The organism is Mucilaginibacter sp. JRF, from assembly GCF_015223065.1.
Lineage (GTDB): Bacteria > Bacteroidota > Bacteroidia > Sphingobacteriales > Sphingobacteriaceae > Mucilaginibacter.
Window position 1 is genome coordinate 22125 of record NZ_JADFBY010000014.1, and the last position, 20727, is coordinate 42851.

At 45.0% G+C, this 20727-nt stretch carries 13 protein-coding genes; 5 read left to right on the forward strand and 8 right to left on the reverse strand.

Translation table 11 applies throughout. From position 1 onward, the window contains the following. Positions 1-32: 32 nt before the first annotated feature. The 6 genes from IM792_RS20700 to IM792_RS20725 form a co-directional block, all read right to left on the reverse strand. Positions 33-2423: an ABC transporter permease gene (locus IM792_RS20700; RefSeq protein WP_194103832.1), complete on the reverse strand. Its 2391-nt coding sequence runs from the start codon at positions 2421-2423 to the stop codon at positions 33-35. 31 nt (positions 2424-2454) lie between these two features. Then, positions 2455-4839, reverse strand: coding sequence for an ABC transporter permease (locus tag IM792_RS20705; RefSeq protein WP_228085297.1), 2385 nt, complete (start codon positions 4837-4839; stop codon positions 2455-2457). A gap of 12 nt (positions 4840-4851) precedes the next feature. After that, positions 4852-7209: an ABC transporter permease gene (locus IM792_RS20710; RefSeq protein WP_194103833.1), complete on the reverse strand. Its 2358-nt coding sequence runs from the start codon at positions 7207-7209 to the stop codon at positions 4852-4854. A 39-nt stretch (positions 7210-7248) separates the two neighbouring features. After that, positions 7249-9603 (reverse strand): ABC transporter permease, encoded by a 2355-nt coding sequence (locus tag IM792_RS20715; protein ID WP_194103834.1) that lies wholly within the window; start codon positions 9601-9603, stop codon positions 7249-7251. Between the two features lie 46 nt (positions 9604-9649). Then, a complete protein-coding gene (locus IM792_RS20720) occupies positions 9650-10327 on the reverse strand; it encodes an ABC transporter ATP-binding protein (RefSeq protein WP_194103835.1) in 678 nt (225 codons plus the stop codon). 66 nt (positions 10328-10393) lie between these two features. Next, positions 10394-11644, reverse strand: coding sequence for an efflux RND transporter periplasmic adaptor subunit (locus tag IM792_RS20725; protein WP_194103836.1), 1251 nt, complete (start codon positions 11642-11644; stop codon positions 10394-10396). Positions 11645-11965: 321 nt separating this feature from the next. On the opposite strand from IM792_RS20725, the gene IM792_RS20730 reads away from it, so the two are divergent. Genes IM792_RS20730 through IM792_RS20740 form a run of 3 tightly spaced genes read left to right on the forward strand, consistent with a single transcriptional unit; the run spans position 11966 to position 14911 of the window. Beyond that, complete coding sequence (locus tag IM792_RS20730; RefSeq protein ID WP_194103837.1) at positions 11966-13321, forward strand: sigma-54 dependent transcriptional regulator; 1356 nt, start codon at positions 11966-11968, stop codon at positions 13319-13321. Then, positions 13311-14657, forward strand: coding sequence for a HAMP domain-containing sensor histidine kinase (locus tag IM792_RS20735; RefSeq protein WP_194103838.1), 1347 nt, complete (start codon positions 13311-13313; stop codon positions 14655-14657). Before IM792_RS20730 ends, IM792_RS20735 begins: the two co-directional genes overlap by 11 nt. Before the next feature lie 56 nt (positions 14658-14713). Beyond that, positions 14714-14911 (forward strand): YqaE/Pmp3 family membrane protein, encoded by a 198-nt coding sequence (locus IM792_RS20740; protein ID WP_194103839.1) that lies wholly within the window; start codon positions 14714-14716, stop codon positions 14909-14911. Between the two features lie 26 nt (positions 14912-14937). Here the strand turns inward: IM792_RS20740 and IM792_RS20745 are convergent, their stop codons facing one another. Next, entirely contained in the window at positions 14938-16932 is a 1995-nt protein-coding gene (locus tag IM792_RS20745) for a sialate O-acetylesterase (RefSeq protein ID WP_228085298.1), read from the reverse strand. Between the two features lie 376 nt (positions 16933-17308). Between IM792_RS20745 and IM792_RS20750 the strand changes: the two genes are divergently transcribed. After that, entirely contained in the window at positions 17309-17941 is a 633-nt protein-coding gene (locus tag IM792_RS20750) for a hypothetical protein (RefSeq protein ID WP_194103840.1), read from the forward strand. A gap of 135 nt (positions 17942-18076) precedes the next feature. Then, entirely contained in the window at positions 18077-20014 is a 1938-nt protein-coding gene (locus IM792_RS20755; protein ID WP_194103841.1) for a tetratricopeptide repeat-containing sensor histidine kinase, read from the forward strand. On the opposite strand, the gene IM792_RS20760 is transcribed toward IM792_RS20755, so the two are convergent. Continuing rightward, entirely contained in the window at positions 20008-20463 is a 456-nt protein-coding gene (locus IM792_RS20760) for a 3-oxoacyl-ACP synthase (protein ID WP_194103842.1), read from the reverse strand. The genes IM792_RS20755 and IM792_RS20760 overlap by 7 nt on opposite strands. Between the last annotated feature and the right edge of the window lie 264 nt (positions 20464-20727).

Here is a 20727-nt window from a genome sequence, read left to right on the forward strand (position 1 = left end):
ATATATGCTGGTTGTTAATAGTTTAAATCAGGTTATTCGCTGCGCAGACTTTTTATAGGGTTGGCCAGCGCCGCCCGTACCGATTGAAAGCTTACCGTTATAAATGCGATCAGCATGGCAAATACGCCTGCCAGCGCGAATACCTGCCAGCCAATAGTTACGCGGTAAGCAAAATCGGCCAGCCATTGGTTCATGGCGTACCAGGCAATGGGTATGGCTATAGCTAATGATATACCCACCAGCAACATAAATTCGCGGGTTAACAGTTGCACTACGCCGGTAACACTTGCACCCAATACTTTGCGTATACCTATCTCGCGGGTTTTAACTTGCGCGGTGTAGGTTGCCAAACCCAGCAAGCCCAGGCACGACAGCACTATGGCTACTGCCGAGAACAGGTTAAACAATGCCGATGTGCGCTGCTCCTTATCATAAAGGTTATTGAACGCTTCATCCAAAAAACTATAGTTAAATGGTATTTGTCCGTTATATTGTTTCCATTGTTGGGTGGCGGCCTCAACGGCTTTATGGGCTTGTATGCCTGTTGTTTTTACATAGACCCGCCAGCAGTTTGACGGACTATAAGTAAATACCACCGGCTCAATTTTATTATGCATTGATGTAATGTGGAAATCCTTTACCACACCCGTAATGGTACCGTTTGTTTTCCACAGGCGCATGCGTTTGCCTATCGGGTTTTTTAATCCCATTTCCTTTACGGCGGTTTCGTTAACTATAAAGTGTGCCGAATCGGCCACCGCGCCGGTGAACATCTTGCCCTCCAGTATCGGGAATTTAAAGAAAGCCATCGAAGTTTCATCAACCTGAACCGGCCGAAACAACAGGTTTGATGTGGAGGCTTTGCCTTCCCAATCGTTATCGCCCGTCCACCCCTGGTTGTTGATGATGTTGGCACCAAGCCGGGTTACTGATATTACGCCGGGCTGCTTCAACAGTTCGGCCTTTACGGCATCATAATGTTTCTGCATATCGGTACGCATGCTGAACGAAAAAACGTTCTCCTTATCGTACCCCAGGTTTTTGTTGCGGATAAAATTCAATTGCCTGCCGATGATCAGCGTGCCCACAATAAGCACTACCGATACCGAGAACTGCACCACCACCAGCACCCTGCGGAAAGCCACATTACCGAGGCTACCGGCTATCTTTCCTTTAAGCGCCTTTAACGGCTCGAACGATGATAGCAGCAACGCCGGATAAATACTAGTTGCCGCTAAAGTGAATAACAGGGTAGCCGCAATGCACAGCCATATTTGGTAATTACTAAGGCTAAGCGTTAACACCTTGCCCGAAAAATCGTTATAAAATGGCAACAGCACATACATGGCACCAATGGCAATTATGGTAGCAATAGCGAATACAAGCGCTGTTTCAACCACAAATTGTATAAACAGCTGCGCCTTGCCCGCCCCTATTATTTTGCGCATGCTTACCTCGCGGGCACGCAGCATGGAACGCGCGGTTGACAGGTTTATATAGTTAATGCAGGCTATGATCAATATCATGACCGCCACTATACTGAATGTTTTTACCGTTTCGATAGCGCCGCCGCTTTCGCCTATTTTGTAAAGATGGGTAAGTAAAAGCGATTGTGTTACATAAGGTACGGGCTTATCCTCGGGTTTATTACGCTCGTGTATGGCCTGTAGCTTTTTGGCCACCTGATTGAGGTTAACGCCATCCTTTAAATGCAGGTAGGTTTCAAAGCTGAAGTTGCTCCAGTCGGCATCCATTGATGCGAGGCGGGTTTTACCATCGTAATTCACATTACCCTCGGTATAGGCCAGCCTGTTAAAGCGCGACATGGGCAGCAGCAGATCATACTTTACAGTTGAGTTGGCCGGGGCATTATCAATAACGCCGGTTACCTTCATAGGCTCATCATGGCCTAAAATAACAACCTTGCCCAGCGGATCTTCACTACCAAAATAGCGTTCAGCAACCGCCCTGCTGATCACCACCGATTGATCGGACGGAAAGGGGTCGCGCTTATCACCGCTGATGAGGTTAAAGCCGAATATGGCAAAGTACGATGGATCGGTAAAGGCTACCTTATCCTCTGTAAAAACTTTCCCCTTGTATTTAAAAGGCGTATTACCACCTATTGACATTATACGCACTGCATCCTTCACCTCGGGTAATTCGGCCTTGGCATAGGTAGCCACAGGCGCTATCACTACCGAAAACACCTGCTTGGTTGGCCCTGTGCCACCAATAACACCTACCTTATAAATATTTTTAGCCTGTGTGTTAAAGCGGTTAAAGCTTAATTCATCCTGCACCCAAAGCAAAATAAACAAACTGATAACCAGCGCCAGCGCCAGCCCGATAACGTTTATGCCGGTATAAAATTTATTACCCCGTATGTTGCGCCATGCCGTTTTAAAATAGTTACGTATCATAAAAATATTGGTCAGTTGTGTAGATGAAAAATTACTCGTTGCGAAGGCTTTTAACCGGGTTGGCCAATGCCGCCTTAACCGATTGAAAGCTTACCGTAAACAAGGCAATGCCGAATGTTATTAAAGCCGCCAGCATAAATACCCACCATTGCACCGGCGTGCGGTAAGCAAAGTTTTGCAGCCATTTGTCGGCACTGTAATAACCCAATGGTATAGCTATCACGGTAGCTATCAATACCGGCTTAAGCATATCGCCCGATAGCAGCATTAAAATATTTTGTACCGATGAACCCAGCACCTTGCGCACGCCTATCTCCTTGGTGCGTTTTGCCGCGGTGAATGATGCCAGGCCGAACAAGCCCAAACAGGCAATAAATATGGCCAGGCCCGAAAACACGCTCAATATGGTTTGCTGCCGCAGATCGGCCTTGTAGGTGGTATCAAACTTCTGATCCAAAAAAGTGTATTCCATTGGGTAGGCCGGGGCAGCTTTGGCGTAGGCCTGTTTAATGATGTTCAGTCCGGCGGTAACATTACCGGGCTTCATTTTTATTACGGCTACGCGACGATCCTCCGCAGGAGATATAATCAGCGCATCCATATTCTCTTTAAGCGAGAGGAAGTTATAATCCTTTACCACTCCTATAATGCGCCTGCGCAGGCTATCGCGCATGTTATTGATTATCCACTTATCAACCGCCTGTGCCGGGGTAAAGCCCAACTGGCGGGCAGCGGTTTCGTTGATCAATACTGCGTTTGTAGTATCAGTAGCGAAGGTTGGCGAAAAATCTCGACCGGCAAGTATCTTTAATCCGAGGGTTTTTACATACTCAAAATCGGCAAACTCGGTACGTGCGTTGTAGGTATTGTGCTGGCCTTCCACATCAAAGCTATGCCTGTCATAAAACCCACCCGGCTCGCCCGACATTAGCGATACCGCCTCTACATTACTATTGGCCAGCAGTTCGTTTTTAAAGGTAAGCCGGTTAGTATAAATATCGTTATTATCAATGGGTACAATCACGGTTTGCTCCTTGCTGTAACCCAAATCCTTGCTTTTTACAAAGCTCATTTGCTTTTTAATAACAATGGTACTGATGATCAGAAATACCGAGATGCTGAATTGCACCACAACCAACGCCTGCCTGAAAAACGCGCCGCTCTTGCCTAATTGTAACTTACCCTTAAGCGCCTGTATTGGCGAGAATGACGACAGGAAGAATGCCGGATAACTACCCGCCAAAATACCGACGAATACTATCACCCCGATCAGAAACAGGTAGATAGCAGGAGTATTCCACGATACGGTTAATGAATAGCCCAATAAACTATTATACCACGGCATCACCAGCAATAATAAGCCGATGGCGAACGCGCATGAGATCAACGTTAACAATACCGATTCGCCGATGAACTGGCCTATTAAACTGTTACGCATAGCGCCTAACACCTTACGCAGTCCTACTTCTTTTGATCGCTCAACCGCCCTCAGTGTAGCCAGGTTCATGAAATTGATGCAGGCAATTACCAGTATCAGCACAGCGATAGACAGAAAGATATAAACCACCTTTTTATCGCCATGCTTAACGCTATCAAAAGTTGAAGCTTCCTGAAAGTAAACATCCTTTAGCGGCGTTAAAGCCAGATCGAAATGGGCGTGCATCTTCTCCAGCTCCTTGCCCATGTATTTATCCATGAACTGTGGAAACTGCTTTTCGAGCTGTGCTTTGTTAATATTCTCGTTAAGCTCTACATATACAAACTCGTTGTTGTTGCGCCAGTTTTTAAACCACTCCTCGGTAGTGTAATTGGTAATGGGCATCACCATATCAAAACTCAGGTGCGAGTTTGCGGGCACATCCTTCACTATGCCGGTAACCTTAAGTTGCAGGCTTTTATCCATTTCGAGCACCTTGCCTATGGCATCGGTATTGCCGAAATATTTTTTGGCTGTGGTTTCGGTTAATACAACGCTGTTGGGGTCTTTTAATACCGATGCCATATTTCCCTTGATCAGCGGGAAACTGAACAATTCAAAAAAATCGGGATCAACGGCATAAACATGCTTCTCGTTAAATGAGTTGGTACCTAATGTTACTAATCCCTGCGTAGGCATTACCCGCACGGCTCTTTTCACCTCTTTCGGGTAATCATTAAGCAAGGCCGGGGCGTACGGACCAGACAGGTATGCCACCCGTGCCTTAGTAGCATCATAGCCGCGCATTACCCGATAAATATTCTTACCTTTTTGATGAAAGCTATCAACACTAAACTCATTAGTGATGTACAGAAATATCATCATGCACACGGTGATGCCAATGGTTAGCCCCAGTATATGTATTACCGAGAACGATTTGTTTTTGTACAGGTTGCGCCAGGCAACTTTTAAAAAATTCTTTAACACTGATACCTCCATTTATTTAGATGATCACTCGCTACGTAAACTTTTTACCGGGTTGGCAATTGCGGCCTTTATGGCCTGGTAGCTGATGGTTGCCAGCGCGATGAGGATAGAGATAACCCCGGCACCTATAAATACCCATATGCTGATATCGATACGGTAGGTATAGCCCTTTAACCACTCCGTCATGCCCCACCAGGCTAATGGCGCGGCTACTATAAATGATATGATAACCAGCTTTAAAAAGTCGATAGACAACAGGCGGGTAATACGGGCTACCGAAGCGCCCAACACTTTGCGCACACCAATCTCTTTAATTCGGTTTTGAGCCATATAGGTAGCCAAACCAAACAAGCCCAGGCACGATATAAATACCGTTAACCCGGCAAACAAAGTTGCCAGTGTGCCTATGCGTTGTTCCTCGGCAAATTTTTTGGCGTAATCTTCATCCACAAAAGTGTACTCGAAAGGGTAATCGGGATTGTACTTTTTAAATATCTGTTCAATCGATTTTAAGTTGGCGGCTGTGCTGCGCACCGGATTTAGTTTATAATGAACAATGTTAAACCATGAGCTTGGCCCTTGTATAATCATTGGTCGTACCGGTTCGTATGGTGATTGCAGTATAAAATCTTTAACCACACCTACTATATGCCACTTGGTGTTACCGTTATTTACTATTTGCCCTACCGGGTTTTTAAACTTCATTATTTTAACGGCGGCTTCATTAAGTAGCATCGCCAATGAATCGGTTGGATACTTAACGATGTCAATATCACGGCCATCAACAATTTTCAATCCTATCGTTTTGGTAAAATCGCCATCAACGTTAAATACATTAAAGTCGAGCTTTTCATTCGGGTCTTTTCCCGCCCAGCTATACCCCCAGCTATCACTCCAGCCCTCGGTAATTGGCGCGCTGGTTTTGGTTATACCACTAACGGCACCGCTGGCCAACATATCATTACGAATGGCGTTATAATGTTTACCCATATCGCCCGAGATATAGCTGTAAACCAGATTATCGCGCTTATAACCCGTATCGCGGCTTTGGCCGTGTTGCAACTGGCTTTTAATAATGATGGTACAGATAATAAGCGCTATCGCTATGGTGAATTGAATTACCACTAAAACCTTACGAGGTGCAACCAAGGCATTAGCTGCCTTAAACGTACCTTTTAATACTTTAATAGGTTTAAATGATGATAGATAGAAGGCAGGATAACTACCCGCTATAATACCGGTAAGTAAAATAAAGCCTATGAACAATATCCAGAAATCAATGCTGGAGTATGGCAAAAACAACGCCTTACCTGTTAGCTGACTAAAGCCGCTTAAACTTAGCTGAACAATGACCAATGCCAGTAAACCCGCGAATAAAGCGATCAATATCGATTCGGCTAAAAACTGACCTATGAGCAGTTCGCGCGGGGCACCTGCTACTTTGCGGATGCCAACCTCTTTAGCGCGCTTTTCGCTGCGGGCGGTGCTCAGGTTCATGAAGTTGATACAGGCTATCAGTAATATTAAACCGGCTATAATGGCAAATAACCGTACGGTACTGATGCGCCCGCCGGTATTTACACCGTTTTCAAATTTTGAATACAAGCGCCATTTTTCCGCAGGATGCAAAAACACCTCGGTATCTTTTTGGTCGGAGTGTGATTTGGTGATGTTTTTTATACGGGCGTTAGCTGTAGCTAATGATACACCGGGCTTTAACAAGGCATAGGTTTGCACCGAGTTATTACCCCAGTATTCATCATCCCAACCCACCTTTTTCATGTACGTCCACGGCAGCAGGTAACCAAACCTGAAGCGGGTATTATTCGGCAGATCCTGCATAACGGCGGTAACCGTAAAGTTGGCATTACTGTCAATTTTAACCGTTTTACCCATTGCGGCCTCATTGCTGCCGAATAGTTTTTTAGCTAATTTCTCTGTTAAAACGATAGATGAATTATCAACCAGCGCGCTTTTACGCTCACCATTAACCAGCGGAAAGCTGAACATATTTATAAAGCTCTGATCGGTGAAGTAACCGCGCTCCATCATCTTTTTATCGCCAACGGTGAATAAAAAAGTACACTCGTTGGTATGTGTGGCATCTTCTACCTGTGGATAATCGGCCTTGAGGGTTTTGGCCATAATTTTTGGCGTGGTATTCCAGCACCATAAATTACCATCAAAAACCGCCTTGTTGTACATGGTGTACAGGCGGTCCTTTTTCTCGTGAAACTGATCGTAGCTTACTTCGTTTTGCACCCATAATAAAATGAGCGCCGCGCTGGCCATACCAATGGTTAACCCCGCTATGTTGATGAATGTAAAACCCTTATTTTTCAATAAGTTTCTCCAGGCAATTTTCAGATAGTTTTTAAACATGAGGTTTATGTTTGTGATGTTCGGTCAATTAAAGTTTGGTTATTCGCTGCGCAGGCTTTTTACCGGGTTGCTTGTGGCGGCCTTAAAGGTGTTTAATGATACCACACCCAGCGTGAGCAGCATAATACACGCCCCCACAAAGCCAAATACCCAAATGCTCATATCAACATGGTAGGCGTATTTTTGCAGCCAGTTGTGCATCAGGTACCAGGTTACCGGTACGGCTATTACAAAGGCCAGCGCTACCAGCTTTAAAAATTCGGTTGATATAAGCATGATAACCTGCTTTACCGATGCGCCCAGCACCTTGCGTATGCCTATCTCGCGGAAACGTTTTTCGATAGTGAACGATGCCAGGCCGGCCAAACCCAAACAGCAGATAAATATGGCCAGGCCGGCGAATATATTGGTAACACGCCCAATCAACTCCTCGGTATAAAACTTCTCGCCGTATTGCTGATCGGCAAAATCATACTCGAACAAATCGTCGGGACTATATTTATTGTACACGGCTTTTATAGATGCCAGCGCCTTTTGCGGCTGCACACCATCATTAAGCCTGATGTTTATAATGTTGAGGTTATTGCCATAATAGGTCATCATTGGCCTTACCGCTTCGTATGGCGAGGTCATCACAATATTGTCGGTAACGCCAATAACAGTGTATACACTTGCACCGTAGTTCATTTTCATGCCAACAGGGTTTTTCATCCCCATAGCCTCAACCGCCGCTTTGTTAAGCAGCATATTTGATGTATCGGCCGGAGTGCCGACAAAATCACGCCCCTGCAGAATCTTTACTCCTAATGTTTTACTGAAGTTAACATCAGTATACATGCCCGAAAAAATGATCTGCTCGCCTGCGGGTTTGCCTGCATAATCCGGACCACCGGATAGCCACCAAATATTTGTAATTGGTGAAAACGTACGGTTAACTGCCCTGATAAGACCTGTTTGCATCAGTTCATTTTTGATCACATCGTAATTACGATTAGCTGAGCCTGTAGCAGGCAGCATAATCAGGTTATTGGCATTGTAACCCGTATCGCGGCTTTTAACATGTTGTATTTGCTGATAGATGATGATGGTTGATGATATCAGCAGTATCGACATCACGAACTGCCCTACCACCAGCACCCTGCGTGGAATTACAGCACCCCTGCCAACCAGTATGCTACCCTTTAAAACCTTAACCGGGTTAAACGACGACAGATACAAAGCCGGATAGCTGCCTGCTGTTAAACCGGTAAACAGTATTATGCCAAGCGCGCCCAGCCAAAGCTTCGGTTCGCCAAAGTTCAGTACCAGTTTTTTATCAACCAGTTGGTTGAACATAGGCATCAACACTACCACTAATATTACTGATAGTATAAAGGCAATGACGGCCAGTATGAGCGACTCAGCAAAGAATTGCAGCACCAGTTGCTTTCTATCAGAGCCTAATGTTTTGCGGATGCCTACCTCTTTAGCACGCTTCTCGCTGCGGGCGGTGCTCAGGTTCATGAAGTTTACGCAGGCAATGAGCAGTATCACCAATGCTACTATCGAGAACAGGCGCACATACTCTATCATACCGCCTACGTTTTTACCATCCTTAAAATCGTGATAGAGGTGCCACTTGCTCATGGGATAGGCAAAGTAAGTGCTTACCTTTTCGTTAGGGTTATGTTTTTTCATCACACTGGTAACAATGCGCCCTACCTCGGCCTCGGTTGTGCCGGATTTTACCTGAACATATACCCGCCACGATGAATTTACCCACTCGGTCATGTCGCGCTTAGCCTCGGGCGACGAATAATTGATGGGTATCAGCGCGTCAAAACGTACGGTTGAATTACCGGGAGGATCGGCAATTACGGCTGACACCTTTACCGACTGATCGCTGTTCATTTTCAACACCTTGTTCAGCGGGTCGGCATCGCCAAAAAACGCCGTGGCGAATGATTCGGTTATTACAATGGATGATGGATATTTAAGCGCCTGCTTTGCATTCCCTTTTACAAACTTCCAGGTAAAAACATCCAGAAAAGCCTCGTTAACATACAGTACATCGCGCTTTAGCTTGGTGTTTTTCAGGTCGAACAGGTTGCTTTGCGTTTGGGTAGTTACCGCGGCGTGCTCAATATTGGGGTAACCGGTTTGCAGCTCCGTAGCCAGCGGGAACACCATATTCTCATCCGTAAAAACATTGTTGGTGAAATTACGGGTGGCTACGGTCTGGTATATCCTGTCATAACCCTTATTAAATTTATCGAACGATAACTCATCCTTCACCCATAAAAAAATAAACATGGCACACGTTATACCTATGGTTAGGCCTAACAGGTTGGTAAATGCAAAACCCTTATTACGCACAAGGTTTCGCCAGGCTATTTTAAGGTAGTTTTTAAACATGTTTATTGTGATTTAAAGGTGAATGTTTGAGTGATGTTGGTATGTTTTATATCATGATATTCTCTACAACGGTATGGCCATCCAGCAAGCGAATAATACGGTGGCTGTAGCGGGCATCATGCTCAGAGTGGGTTACCATTACTATGGTGGTACCTTGTTCGTTCAAATCGGTTAACAGTTCCATTACCTCGTTACCGTTGCTCGAGTCGAGGTTACCGGTAGGCTCATCCGCCAGTATGAGTTTAGGTTTATTTACAACGGCACGGGCAATGGCCACACGCTGTTGCTGACCGCCCGATAACTGTTGCGGGTAGTGGTTACGGCGGTGCATGATCTGCATTTTATCCAGCACTTCCTCCACACGTTTTACACGGTCGGCGGCGGCTACGCCGGTATAAATTAAAGGCAATTCCACGTTCTCGAAAACGGTAAGCTCATCAATAAGATTAAAGCTCTGGAACACGAAACCAATGTTATGCTTACGCAGATCGGCACGCTTACGCTCGCTGTAATGGGCTATCTCGGTACCGTTAAACACGTAGCTGCCACCATCCGGGTCATCCAACATGCCTATAATATTCAGCAAGGTTGATTTGCCGCAGCCCGATGGACCCATGATGGCCACAAACTCGCCTTTTTTTACTTCGAGCGATAGCCTGTTAAGCGCAACGGTTTCAACTTCCTCAGTGCGATAAAACTTTTCGAGATCAGTTATCTTTATCATTTTTTCCTCCTTAACCACCCGGTGGTTATATATTAATTGTGATTGTTCAGTTAATTAAATTCTTTGTTAGTTCTTCAGCACCAGCTCCTGCATATCGCCGTAAGTATCGTAGCTTGATGTTACCACCTTATCGCCCGGCTTAAGGCCTTGCAGCACCTCGTAATAATCAGGGTTTTGGCGACCAAGCTGTACATCGGCACGGTAGGCTGTTTTGCCATCCTCACTCAGCTTAAATATCCAGTTACCGCCGGTTTGCTGGTAAAAGCCGCCTTTAGGTACAAGCAGGGCCTGTGTTTCATCGCTCAGCGCCAGGCGTATCTGTAAGGTTTGCCCGCGGCGCATCTCTTTGGGTATGGCTCCCAAAAACTCCATATCAACCTGAAAACGGCCATTAGTAACCTGCGTAAATACTTTTTTAATACGCAGCTTATATGTTTTATCCAGGGTGAACTCGCCCATCAGGCCATTGTACACGCGCGATATATAGTGCTCATCCACATCAACCCTAACCTTAAACCCTGATAAGACGTCGATTTGCCCTAAACGTTGCCCCTTATTCTTGGTCTGGCCAATTTCGGCATCCATTGAGGTTAACTGCCCATCAACCGGGGCACGCACTATCAGGTCGCCTACCTTTTTACGCATCAGCGCCAGGGTGCTTTTCATGTGATCGTATGATTCGCCCATTTGTGTGAGCTGTTGCTTGGTTGAGCTGCTATCCTGATTCAGAATTTTGGTGGTCAGTTTTTTACGGTTAACCGCGTACTGATACTCATTCTCTGATTTTTTGAACTCTTGTAAACCGATAGCCTTTTGATCGTATAAATGTTTATTTAGTTTATAGATACGCTCGGCTTCTTTCAAGGCATTATCCACCTCGGCCATTTGGTTTAATTTGCCAATGGTGTTTTGCTGCGCGTTATCGCGCGATATCTGCATTTGGGTCAATACGTTAAATACGGATGTTTCCTCATTGGCCAAACTCAGCTCCAGATCGGTATTGGTTAGTTTCAATATCGGCTGCCCGGCTTTCATGGTGGTACCGTCCTCAACAAACAGTTTTTCAACACGGCCGCCCTCAACCGCGTCGAGGTATATGGTGGTTTTAGGCATTACCACGCCGTTAACCGGTATAAACTCCTGGAACGGGCCTTTCTTTATCTCGCTGATGGTGATACGCTCGGTATCAACATTAAGCTTGCTTTTGCCCGATGTAAAATAGATGCTACCGGTAACCAGCAGCACTATACCTGCTACACCGGCTATGGTAGTTATACGTTTAGCATTCCACTTCTTTTTCTCGATTTTTCTGTCCACTGCGATATAAATGAATTTACACTACCTAACAAAAACACATGCCACAAATTAATTTACTGAAAAACAGCAACTTAAATACAAATACCTATAAATGTGCGTACGCTAATGTTACAGCAAGTGTACGGTATTGATACAGTGTACATTGAGGCCTAAAACAGCAATATTCTGTTTATCAATAAGTTGAATTTATGGTTGATTTGTTGCCCGCTTTAAGCTGATAATTTAGCTTAAAAACAGTACGAAAACAATGCTTTTTGGTTAAAGGCGTTTTAAGCGATTGATATTTTATTTACCTTAACATCTTATTCAGCATTGGCACAGATGATATTAAAAAAGGCGACCATCCTTATCGTTGACGACGACCCGGATGTTTTGACCGCGGTAAAGCTACTGCTAAAGACCGAGGTGCAGGAGATAATTACCGAGAAAAACCCCGAAAACCTGAACTGGCTGCTACAGCGCAACCAGGTTGACCTTGTTTTGTTAGACATGAACTTTAACAGCGCCATTAACACCGGTAACGAGGGTATTTACTGGCTGCGCAAGGTTAAGGAGTGGAAGCCTAATGTATGCGTTATTATGATAACCGCTTATGGCGATATTGACCTGGCTGTGCGATCATTAAAAGAGGGCGCTAACGATTTTATTGTTAAACCCTGGCATAACGAAAAACTGATTAGCACCATAACCGATCTGCTGGAGAAGAAAGAGGGTGATAAAACCGGCAAGCCTGTAAAAAGCAAAGCCGGATCGACCGATATTTTGGGCGATTCGGAAATGATGCAGGATATATTCCACAAGGTAAATAAGATAGCCCCTACTGATGCCAACATATTGATTTTAGGCGAGAACGGAACGGGTAAGGATTTGATGGCGAAGGCTATTCACGAGCGATCGTTACGGGCTAACAAACCTTTTGTTAAGGTAGATGTGGGCGCGCTTACTGACTCATTGTTCGAGAGTGAATTGTTCGGCCATAAAAAAGGTGCCTATACCGATGCCCGCGAGGATCGCCCCGGCAGGTTTGAGGATGCGCATGGCGGCACCTTGTTTTTGGATGAGATAGGCAACATTACCCTGCAACAACAGGCCAAGCTGTTAACCGTACTGCAAAACCGGCAGGTAACAAGGCTGGGTACCAACAAGCCTATTGATATCGACATCAGACTGATATGCGCTACCAACATGCCCTTGCAGGAGCTGGCTAACGAAAACCGTTTCCGTAAGGATTTGATATACCGCATTAACACGGTAGAGATAACCATGCCGCCGCTGCGCAAACGTAATAATGATATTGTGGTGCTGGCCCGTCACTTTGCCAAAATGTATGCCTCCAAGTACCTTAAACCTACTATGGATTTTGAGGCGGCGGCTTTGCAAAAGCTAAAATCGTACAACTTTCCGGGCAATGTGCGCGAGTTGCAGTATTCTATTGAACGGGCGGTTATTATGGCCGATACCGATGTACTGCATGCTGATGACCTATTGTTCTCATCATTGGAAACACCTATTCAGCAAAACATCGAGGGCGATGATAACATTCCGCTGAGCGCGATGGAGAAGAATGCCATACTGCGTGTGATAGAAAAGCATAGCGGCAACATAACCCGCGCCGCCAAGGAGTTAGGTTTAACCCGTACAGCCCTGTACCGCAGACTGAGCAAGTATGATATTTAACCGGTACGAATGGCGGCTGGTATTGCGGGTGATATACCTGTTTATTACCGTTACGGCAACAGCCTTTGTATTGGTAAAGGGCAGTTATCATTACCTCATCATCAGCGTACCGGCGGTAATTTACTGTGTGCTGAGCCTGATACGCTTTCAGCAAAAGGCACAGCAGGAGGTTAGCCAGTTTGTTGAATCGATACATTACCGCGATTTTTCGAGGCATTTTGATGTGCGCCGCGCGCCGGAGGAGTTGAAGCCTTTGCGTAAGGGATTTAATGATATCAACACTACCTTTAAGCTCATCAGCCGCGAACGCGAAACGCAATATTACTATCTGCAAAAAATATTGGAACTGGTTGATACGGGCATCCTATCCTACGATGAGGAAACCGGCGAAACCGGCTGGATAAACGAGGCTTTTAAAAAGCTGCTGGGTATCCCCTACTTAAAATCAATACACTCCTTAGAGAAACGGGAGGAAGCGCTTTACCGCGATATCATCAAACTAAAACCCGGCGATAGCAACATTGCCACCATTAGCCGCAACCAGCAACTGGTTAAAATTTTGGTTACGGCCAGTTTGCTGCGTAGCGAAGGTAAGATGTATAAGCTGATCGCTTTCCAAAACGTGAGCGAGGCGCTTGATGAAACAGAATCAAAGGCGTGGCAAAAGCTGTTGAGCGTAATGACGCACGAGATCATGAACTCGGTAGCGCCAATATCATCATTGGCTGACACGTTGAAAAACCGCCTTAAAAGCCCGGAAATTGCCGAAAGCCCGATGAGCAGTCAATTGGAGGACCTGGAGTTGGGTATCGATACCATTAAAAAACGCAGTGAGGGTTTACTTAAGTTTACCGAGAGCTATCGTAACCTGAATAAGATAACCAAGCTCGATTTGGAGAAAGTATTGGTGTGCGATCTGTTCGAGAACCTGAACAACCTGATGCTGCCATCCTTAGAGAAAAAGAATATCGAGCTAGATGTTATTCTGCGCGATCCATCGGTAGCTATTGAGGTTGATATTAACCTGATAGAGCAGGTATTGATCAACCTGCTGGTAAACGCCATCGAGGCGGTAAAAGATCAAAAGGAGCCGGTAATCACCCTATCTGCCGAAACTACCGCCAACAACAAGATAATACTTAAAATAGCCGACAATGGCATCGGCATGCCACCCGAATTGCTGGATAAGATATTCATTCCATTCTTCAGCACCCGTAAAACAGGCAGCGGTATAGGGCTAAGCCTTTGCAAGCAAATTATGCTGCTGCATAAGGGTAGCATTAAGGTGCAATCGGTTGAGGGTACAGGGTCGGCGTTTTTGCTGCAATTCAATTAATATGGTGTAACAATGTGCCGGCACGGCCGTCATATAACTATAAATAATTAAACACCATGCGTTACTTTCTTTGCATCATATTTCCGCCGCTTGCCGTGTTTACCACCGGCCGTTTAGGCGCTTTTATACTTAGTATACTACTTACCTTATTTTTTTGGATACCCGGCGTTATACACGCCATACTGGTAACTAACGATTATTATGCCGCCAAAAGGCACCGCCAATTGGTTAGGGTAATGAGGTACAGCAGGTAATATATACCTGCTGTACTTTATCATTTTTATTCCTTACCAAAGGTTATACCCTGCCAGTCATCCGTACGGAATGGTGAGGCAGGCAGATCATCAGCATTGTATAAATTACAATCGGGGTTATTGCCCCAACCATAGCGCACCGCTACCGGCGCGGTTACTTCGGCGCTGCTTACAATCACTTTATTGCCCTCAATTTTGGCATCGGCCCAATAGAATTTTTTATCGGCACCGGCAATGGCAAAGCCTGTAGGCTTATCGCCTTTAGCTTTTAGTCCGGCTGCGTTGCTAAAGGTTAACTCCATAGCGTTACCATTGGCTTTGGCCGAGGTGTATACCGGGCCTGAGTAATTTACCTTTTCGCCATAAGTTTTAGCGCGGGCTATTAAGGCCAGCCTGCGGCCAACATCCTGCTTATTGGCAGGGTGAATGTTGCCGCCATCGCCAATATCAATAGTTACGGCCATACCGGTGTTGGGCTGTTTCAAGGTTAGCAACTGCGCTTCGCGCAACTCTGCCCAGGCCGATTCAACCGGAGCTTTATCCTTTGGCATGTAAGCCGCCAGTTGCACAAAATAGAACGGGAAATTACCCTGCCCCCATTTGTTTCGCCAGTTATTGATCATCAGCGGGAATAGCGTGCGATATTGATAAGCCCTGTCGGCATTGCTTTCGCCCTGATACCAAATAGCGCCTTTAATGGTATAGTTAATAATAGGGTTTACCATAGCATTGTATAATACCGTTGGGCGGTTAGGGCCATCCGGGCGGTAAGGCATGGGTGGCATATCCGTCATTTTGTTGATGATGTTATACTTCCAGTCACCTGCCAGGTTGATGGCCTCGCCGGGTTTGCCAACCGGGGCTATGTTTACCGGCTTTTCATCAAAACCGCCATTACCGCCGGTATCAAAAACACGCACGGCAATAACGTTCTCGCCTGCTTTTACCAGTTTGCCCGGTATGGTATATTCACGATTGGCAAAGTATATCTCGTTATGGCCAACCTCAACGCCATTGAACCAGGTTACGTCCATATCGTCCAATGCGCCCAGGTTTATAACCAGATCCTTACCCGCCCAGGCGGCAGGCACATTGATCACCTTACGGAAACCTACTATGCCATCAAAATCGGGCATACCGTTCTTTTCCCAAAAACCGGGTACCTTAATAGTTTTCCATGCGGCATCACTGTAACCGCTCTCTATCCATGGCAGTTTACCGTTGGCGTATGATGGATCTTTCTTGTCGATCAAACCTATCCATTGGTGTAACTCGTTCTCGTAACGGGCCAGAAGTTCCTTTTCTGTCGGGCTGCTTTCCATAGCCTCAACCTTTGGCGCAAAGGCTGGCATCTGCTTAAGTGCATCCCCGCTTGTCCAGGCCTCGGCAATGGTGCCGCCCCAGGTGGTATTGATTATCCCTATCGGGATGTGTTTGCTCTCGTACAGGTTACGGGCAAAAAAGTAAGCCACTGCCGAAAACTTAGGGAATGTTTCGGGAGTACATATCTGCCAGTCGCCACGGGTGGTAAATTCGGTTTGCTGTTTAATATTGGTAGCATTCTCAATTTTCAGCATCCTGATCTGCGGAAAATTCGCTGCTGCTTTTTCCTGCGGAAAATTTACGATATCGCCATACATAGCTGTAGGCGTCATCTCCATGTTTGATTGCCCTGAGCATACCCACACCTCACCAATCAGCACATCCTTTAATTCGGTCTGCTCGCCATCATTAAAAGTAATGGTGTACGGGCCGCCATAGGTTGGTGTGGCTACCTTGGTTTTCCAGTTGCCTGCGGCATCAGCCTTAATGGTGTAGCTCTTTTTGTTCCACGATGTAGTGATCACTACATTTTTATCTGCCGAGGCCATGCCCCACAGGTTTACATTGGTTTTTTGCTGCAATACCATTTTATCGGTAAAGCATCCGGGTAGTGTTACCTTGGCCTCACAAACTGTCCCAGTAATTGATAAAAACGCCGCTAATAGTGTCCCTTTCACAGCATGAATTGTCCTTGTCATATAAAGATTGTATAGTTGGATGGTTAAATATAGTTATTTATTGCTAAATCAATTTTATGGCAACGGGCAATTAAATCTACAATTTGGGAAATCAGCGAAGAAAACATTACACACTATTTTTCAGGCAGTTACAACCATACGTAATACACGTTTTAAAGTTTCACATTTCTTAAAACCTGCGGGAGTTAAACATTTCGTCAACCTCAAAATACTTTTCTTTTCAGTTATCACTATTCCCTAAGTTTTTATTTTCTCACGAAAATCGACCTGATATTTTATATCTGCGCTATAATGCAACAGGTTTATTACACTTTTCGCACAAAACGCCTATTTCACACTTTTGGGTCATTGGACTCATTATTGAATTACTCACAGTATGAAAAGAATATTACTTAGTGCTTTGATCATTACCGCCCTATCAAGCTGTGGAAAGCTTAATGATGTATTGCCTGATTCAGCCGCTACCAAACCAGCCACCGGAAATATCACCAGACCAACCACTCAGGAAGATCTGAAACTATTGAATATGATAACCGTTACGCCGGTTATTTTTGAAACGCCAACACAAGTTGTTACCACCAGCGTTGATGGCAGCACACTTAACCTGGCACTTAACGAGCGTGTACATTTACTAATGGATAAAGACCGTTTTGAAAACTCGTGGAGTATAGTTTTTAATGAAGATTATACCGGCAGCATTTTCAACGGACTTGATTATACTACCGAAACCCAATGGGGCACTACAGTACATAACTGGCGCACCAACAACCTTAACCAGTTTGTAAAAACAGTTACCGATACCACCATTGCAGGTACAACCGTAGTTAACGTAAAATTTGAACGCAACTTTAATTACTATAAAAATTTCGATTCTGCCGAGCAGGCGCAGGCACAACAAGCCGTGCTGCAAGGTAAAACACAAACCATAAAATTCGCTACCCGTTACGAACCGGACACCGATACTACGCGCTACCATACCATAACCGCCAAGGTGGTGTTCAGGAAGTAAAAAAAGTACATATTCTTTTTTAGGGTAAGGGCCGTTTCCGTATGGAAACGGCCTTTTTTGTTAAAAAACAGCGTTTATTTGATATTATCGGCCATTATTACAACATTTGGGGGTCGATGTTGGCAGGCGTATTACATGACCCTAAGAAACTACCTTACATATTTTTTAATATCACTGCTGTTATGCACTGCCTGCTACGCCCAAAACACCGACAGCCTGCAACAGTTATACAACAAGGCCAAAACACACTCAAATTTTTATCAGGATACGGCCAACATTAGTTTGCTCACGCAACTATCGCTGGCTAAACGTACTGATAATACCGATACCGCCCTGCTGCTGGGCAAACAAGCTCTGAAAATTGCCCGCAATACTAACTATGCCATGGGCGAAGCCAACGCGTGGTCGAGCATTGGGAGCGCTTATTATGTGCAGGGCTCGTACTTTTTATCGTTAGAGGCGGCTACCAACCTAATGAATGTAAGCTCGCGCATACAATACAAAAGGGGAATTGGCGATGCCTACCAGTTAAGGGGATTGATCTTTTTAGGTCAGGATGAATATAAGGATGCGATTACCGAATTTTCAAAGGCCCTGAAAATATATAAACAGCTCGATAATAAATTTAAGATGACCCGCATGCTGTTTGATATCGGGTTGAGTTATGATGAGCTGCGCGATACGGTTAAGGCATTTAATTATCTTAATCAGGCCAAAACACTGGCCATAGCTACTGCCGATGAGCAAATGGTTGCCATGACCTATAATCGCATGGGCGAAACCTATTATCATAGCAAGGCTTACAAAACCGCTATCAGCTATCATAATAAGGTATTAACAGGCACTTATCAAGATAAATGGGAAAACGCTTTTGCGTATTCGGGACTGGCACAGGCACAATATGAATTGGGTAATTATAGCGCGGCACGACAAAACGCTACCAAAAGCCAACAACTGGCCCATGAGGTGCTAAGCCTTTGGGATGAAGTACGCGCCTTAAAAATACTGGCAAAAGCCTACGCCAGTTTAGGCGATTATGAACAGGCCTATAAGTACAACACCTTAATGGGCACTTATAATGATAGCCTGCTGAATGATAACAAAGAGAAAAAGCTGAACTACCTGCATCTGCGCCAGCAGCGGGATGAGAATATAAAGCTGGAAAAACAGAGCGAGATACATCACCAAAAAACACGCTTTAACCATTTGCTGATGGTGGCCATTGGTGTTATGGCTGTTTGCATCAGCATATTCGCGTTTATTATTAGTCGCAGCAATGTTCAAAAAACTACGCTGAACAATAAGCTTGAACGCCGCAATAAATCAATAGCCCGGCAAAAGGAGGAAATAAGCCGACAGAACGAAAAGCTCGACGCCATAAATCATACCAAGAACCAGCTATTCTCGGTGATCAGTCATGATTTGAGGGGGCCATTCGCATCAATGATGCAAACTATTGACCTGATACGTGATGATGAACTGACCGTTGAAGAACGGGACAAGATACTGGATAACTTTTATAAACAGGTAGGCCAGATATCGGCTATGGTGAATAACCTGTTACTGTGGGCTAACAGTCAGCTGGAAGGTAACATTACCCAACCACGTGAGCTTGACGCTACTGAGATAGCTAACGAGATCATCAATGTATCGGGCTACCTTGCCGGTAATAAAAACGTGCAGTTGTTACATAAGTATGATGGCCCCAAACCTGTTTTTGCCGATGCCGATCACCTCAAGATCATCATACAAAATTTGGTGGGTAATGCCATTAAGTTTACCCCATCGGGCGGCTCGGTAACCATAACTTATAGCGAGGATGAGGATAACCAGGTAATTCACATCAGAGATACCGGCGTGGGCATCAGCCTCGAAAAAATGGGTAAGCTATTTAAGGTAGTTGGTAAAAGCATCAGCGGCTATGGTACTAACCACGAGCAAGGGGCGGGTATCGGCCTGTTACTCATTAAGCAATTTACCGAGGTTAACAACGGTCGCCTTAAGTTACAGAGTGAACCGGGGGCAGGTACCGAGGTATCGGTATATCTGCCTAAGTATGCACCTGCTCAATAAATTTTTTCAATTTGATATTGCTTGCCGTTAAGCGCGAAACTATCACCCGCTTTTTTCCCCTTCAACATAGCCCCAATTGGCGATGCTATTGAAACGGCTATGTATTGCACCCCATCCGCATTAAGCATACCCGCGCTTATGGATATATAAAAAATTCCGTTATTGGTTATCACCACACTACCCGGGTCGGCAAAGCCTGTTGTATTAGGTGCGGTGCTTAAATGGTTAAGTACTACTTTTAATTTATTAGCCTCGTTAAGCTGGCTCATATTGCGGTCGGTTTCCTGCTGCATCATGGCACGGCCTGTTTCGTATTTATCGCCCGCGCTACTTTTGGTTTCATTATTGGCAGATTGCTGCGCTTCGGCAATGGCATGCCCGGCTTCGGCAATTTTTAGCTGTACGTAGTTGAGGCAAAGGGTATGGAGTTGGGCTTTCAGATCTGTCATGCAAAGGGATAAAATATAGGTTTCAAGTATACTAAAAAAATAAGAGCCCCCTTGCACTCGCTGCCTGGGGACTCTCAACCTAAACCTTATCACATATGTAAGAATTGAACTTACATAGCATTATAACGCACCTAAATGCGAAATAATATACGAACATATTAAAATCAGTTTAACACGATGAATTTCAGCAGCTTATTTTTGAAAAATATAGTTTATAGATATTTTATTAACTACACGTTACCTAATTTAACAGTGTTACAGATA

Excerpts from the sequence above, each read along its gene's own strand:
- IM792_RS20700 (WP_194103832.1), bottom strand. The coding sequence starts at position 2,423 with ATGATACGTAACTATTTTAAAACGGCATGGCGCAACATACGGGGTAAT.
- IM792_RS20705 (WP_228085297.1), bottom strand. The coding sequence starts at position 4,839 with ATGGAGGTATCAGTGTTAAAGAATTTTTTAAAAGTTGCCTGGCGCAAC.
- IM792_RS20710 (WP_194103833.1), bottom strand. The coding sequence starts at position 7,209 with ATGTTTAAAAACTATCTGAAAATTGCCTGGAGAAACTTATTGAAAAAT.
- IM792_RS20715 (WP_194103834.1), bottom strand. The coding sequence starts at position 9,603 with ATGTTTAAAAACTACCTTAAAATAGCCTGGCGAAACCTTGTGCGTAAT.
- IM792_RS20720 (WP_194103835.1), bottom strand. The coding sequence starts at position 10,327 with ATGATAAAGATAACTGATCTCGAAAAGTTTTATCGCACTGAGGAAGTT.
- IM792_RS20730 (WP_194103837.1), top strand. The coding sequence starts at position 11,966 with ATGATATTAAAAAAGGCGACCATCCTTATCGTTGACGACGACCCGGAT.
- IM792_RS20735 (WP_194103838.1), top strand. The coding sequence starts at position 13,311 with ATGATATTTAACCGGTACGAATGGCGGCTGGTATTGCGGGTGATATAC.
- IM792_RS20740 (WP_194103839.1), top strand. The coding sequence starts at position 14,714 with ATGCGTTACTTTCTTTGCATCATATTTCCGCCGCTTGCCGTGTTTACC.
- IM792_RS20745 (WP_228085298.1), bottom strand. The coding sequence starts at position 16,932 with ATGACAAGGACAATTCATGCTGTGAAAGGGACACTATTAGCGGCGTTT.
- IM792_RS20750 (WP_194103840.1), top strand. The coding sequence starts at position 17,309 with ATGAAAAGAATATTACTTAGTGCTTTGATCATTACCGCCCTATCAAGC.
- IM792_RS20755 (WP_194103841.1), top strand. The coding sequence starts at position 18,077 with ATGACCCTAAGAAACTACCTTACATATTTTTTAATATCACTGCTGTTA.
- IM792_RS20760 (WP_194103842.1), bottom strand. The coding sequence starts at position 20,463 with ATGACAGATCTGAAAGCCCAACTCCATACCCTTTGCCTCAACTACGTA.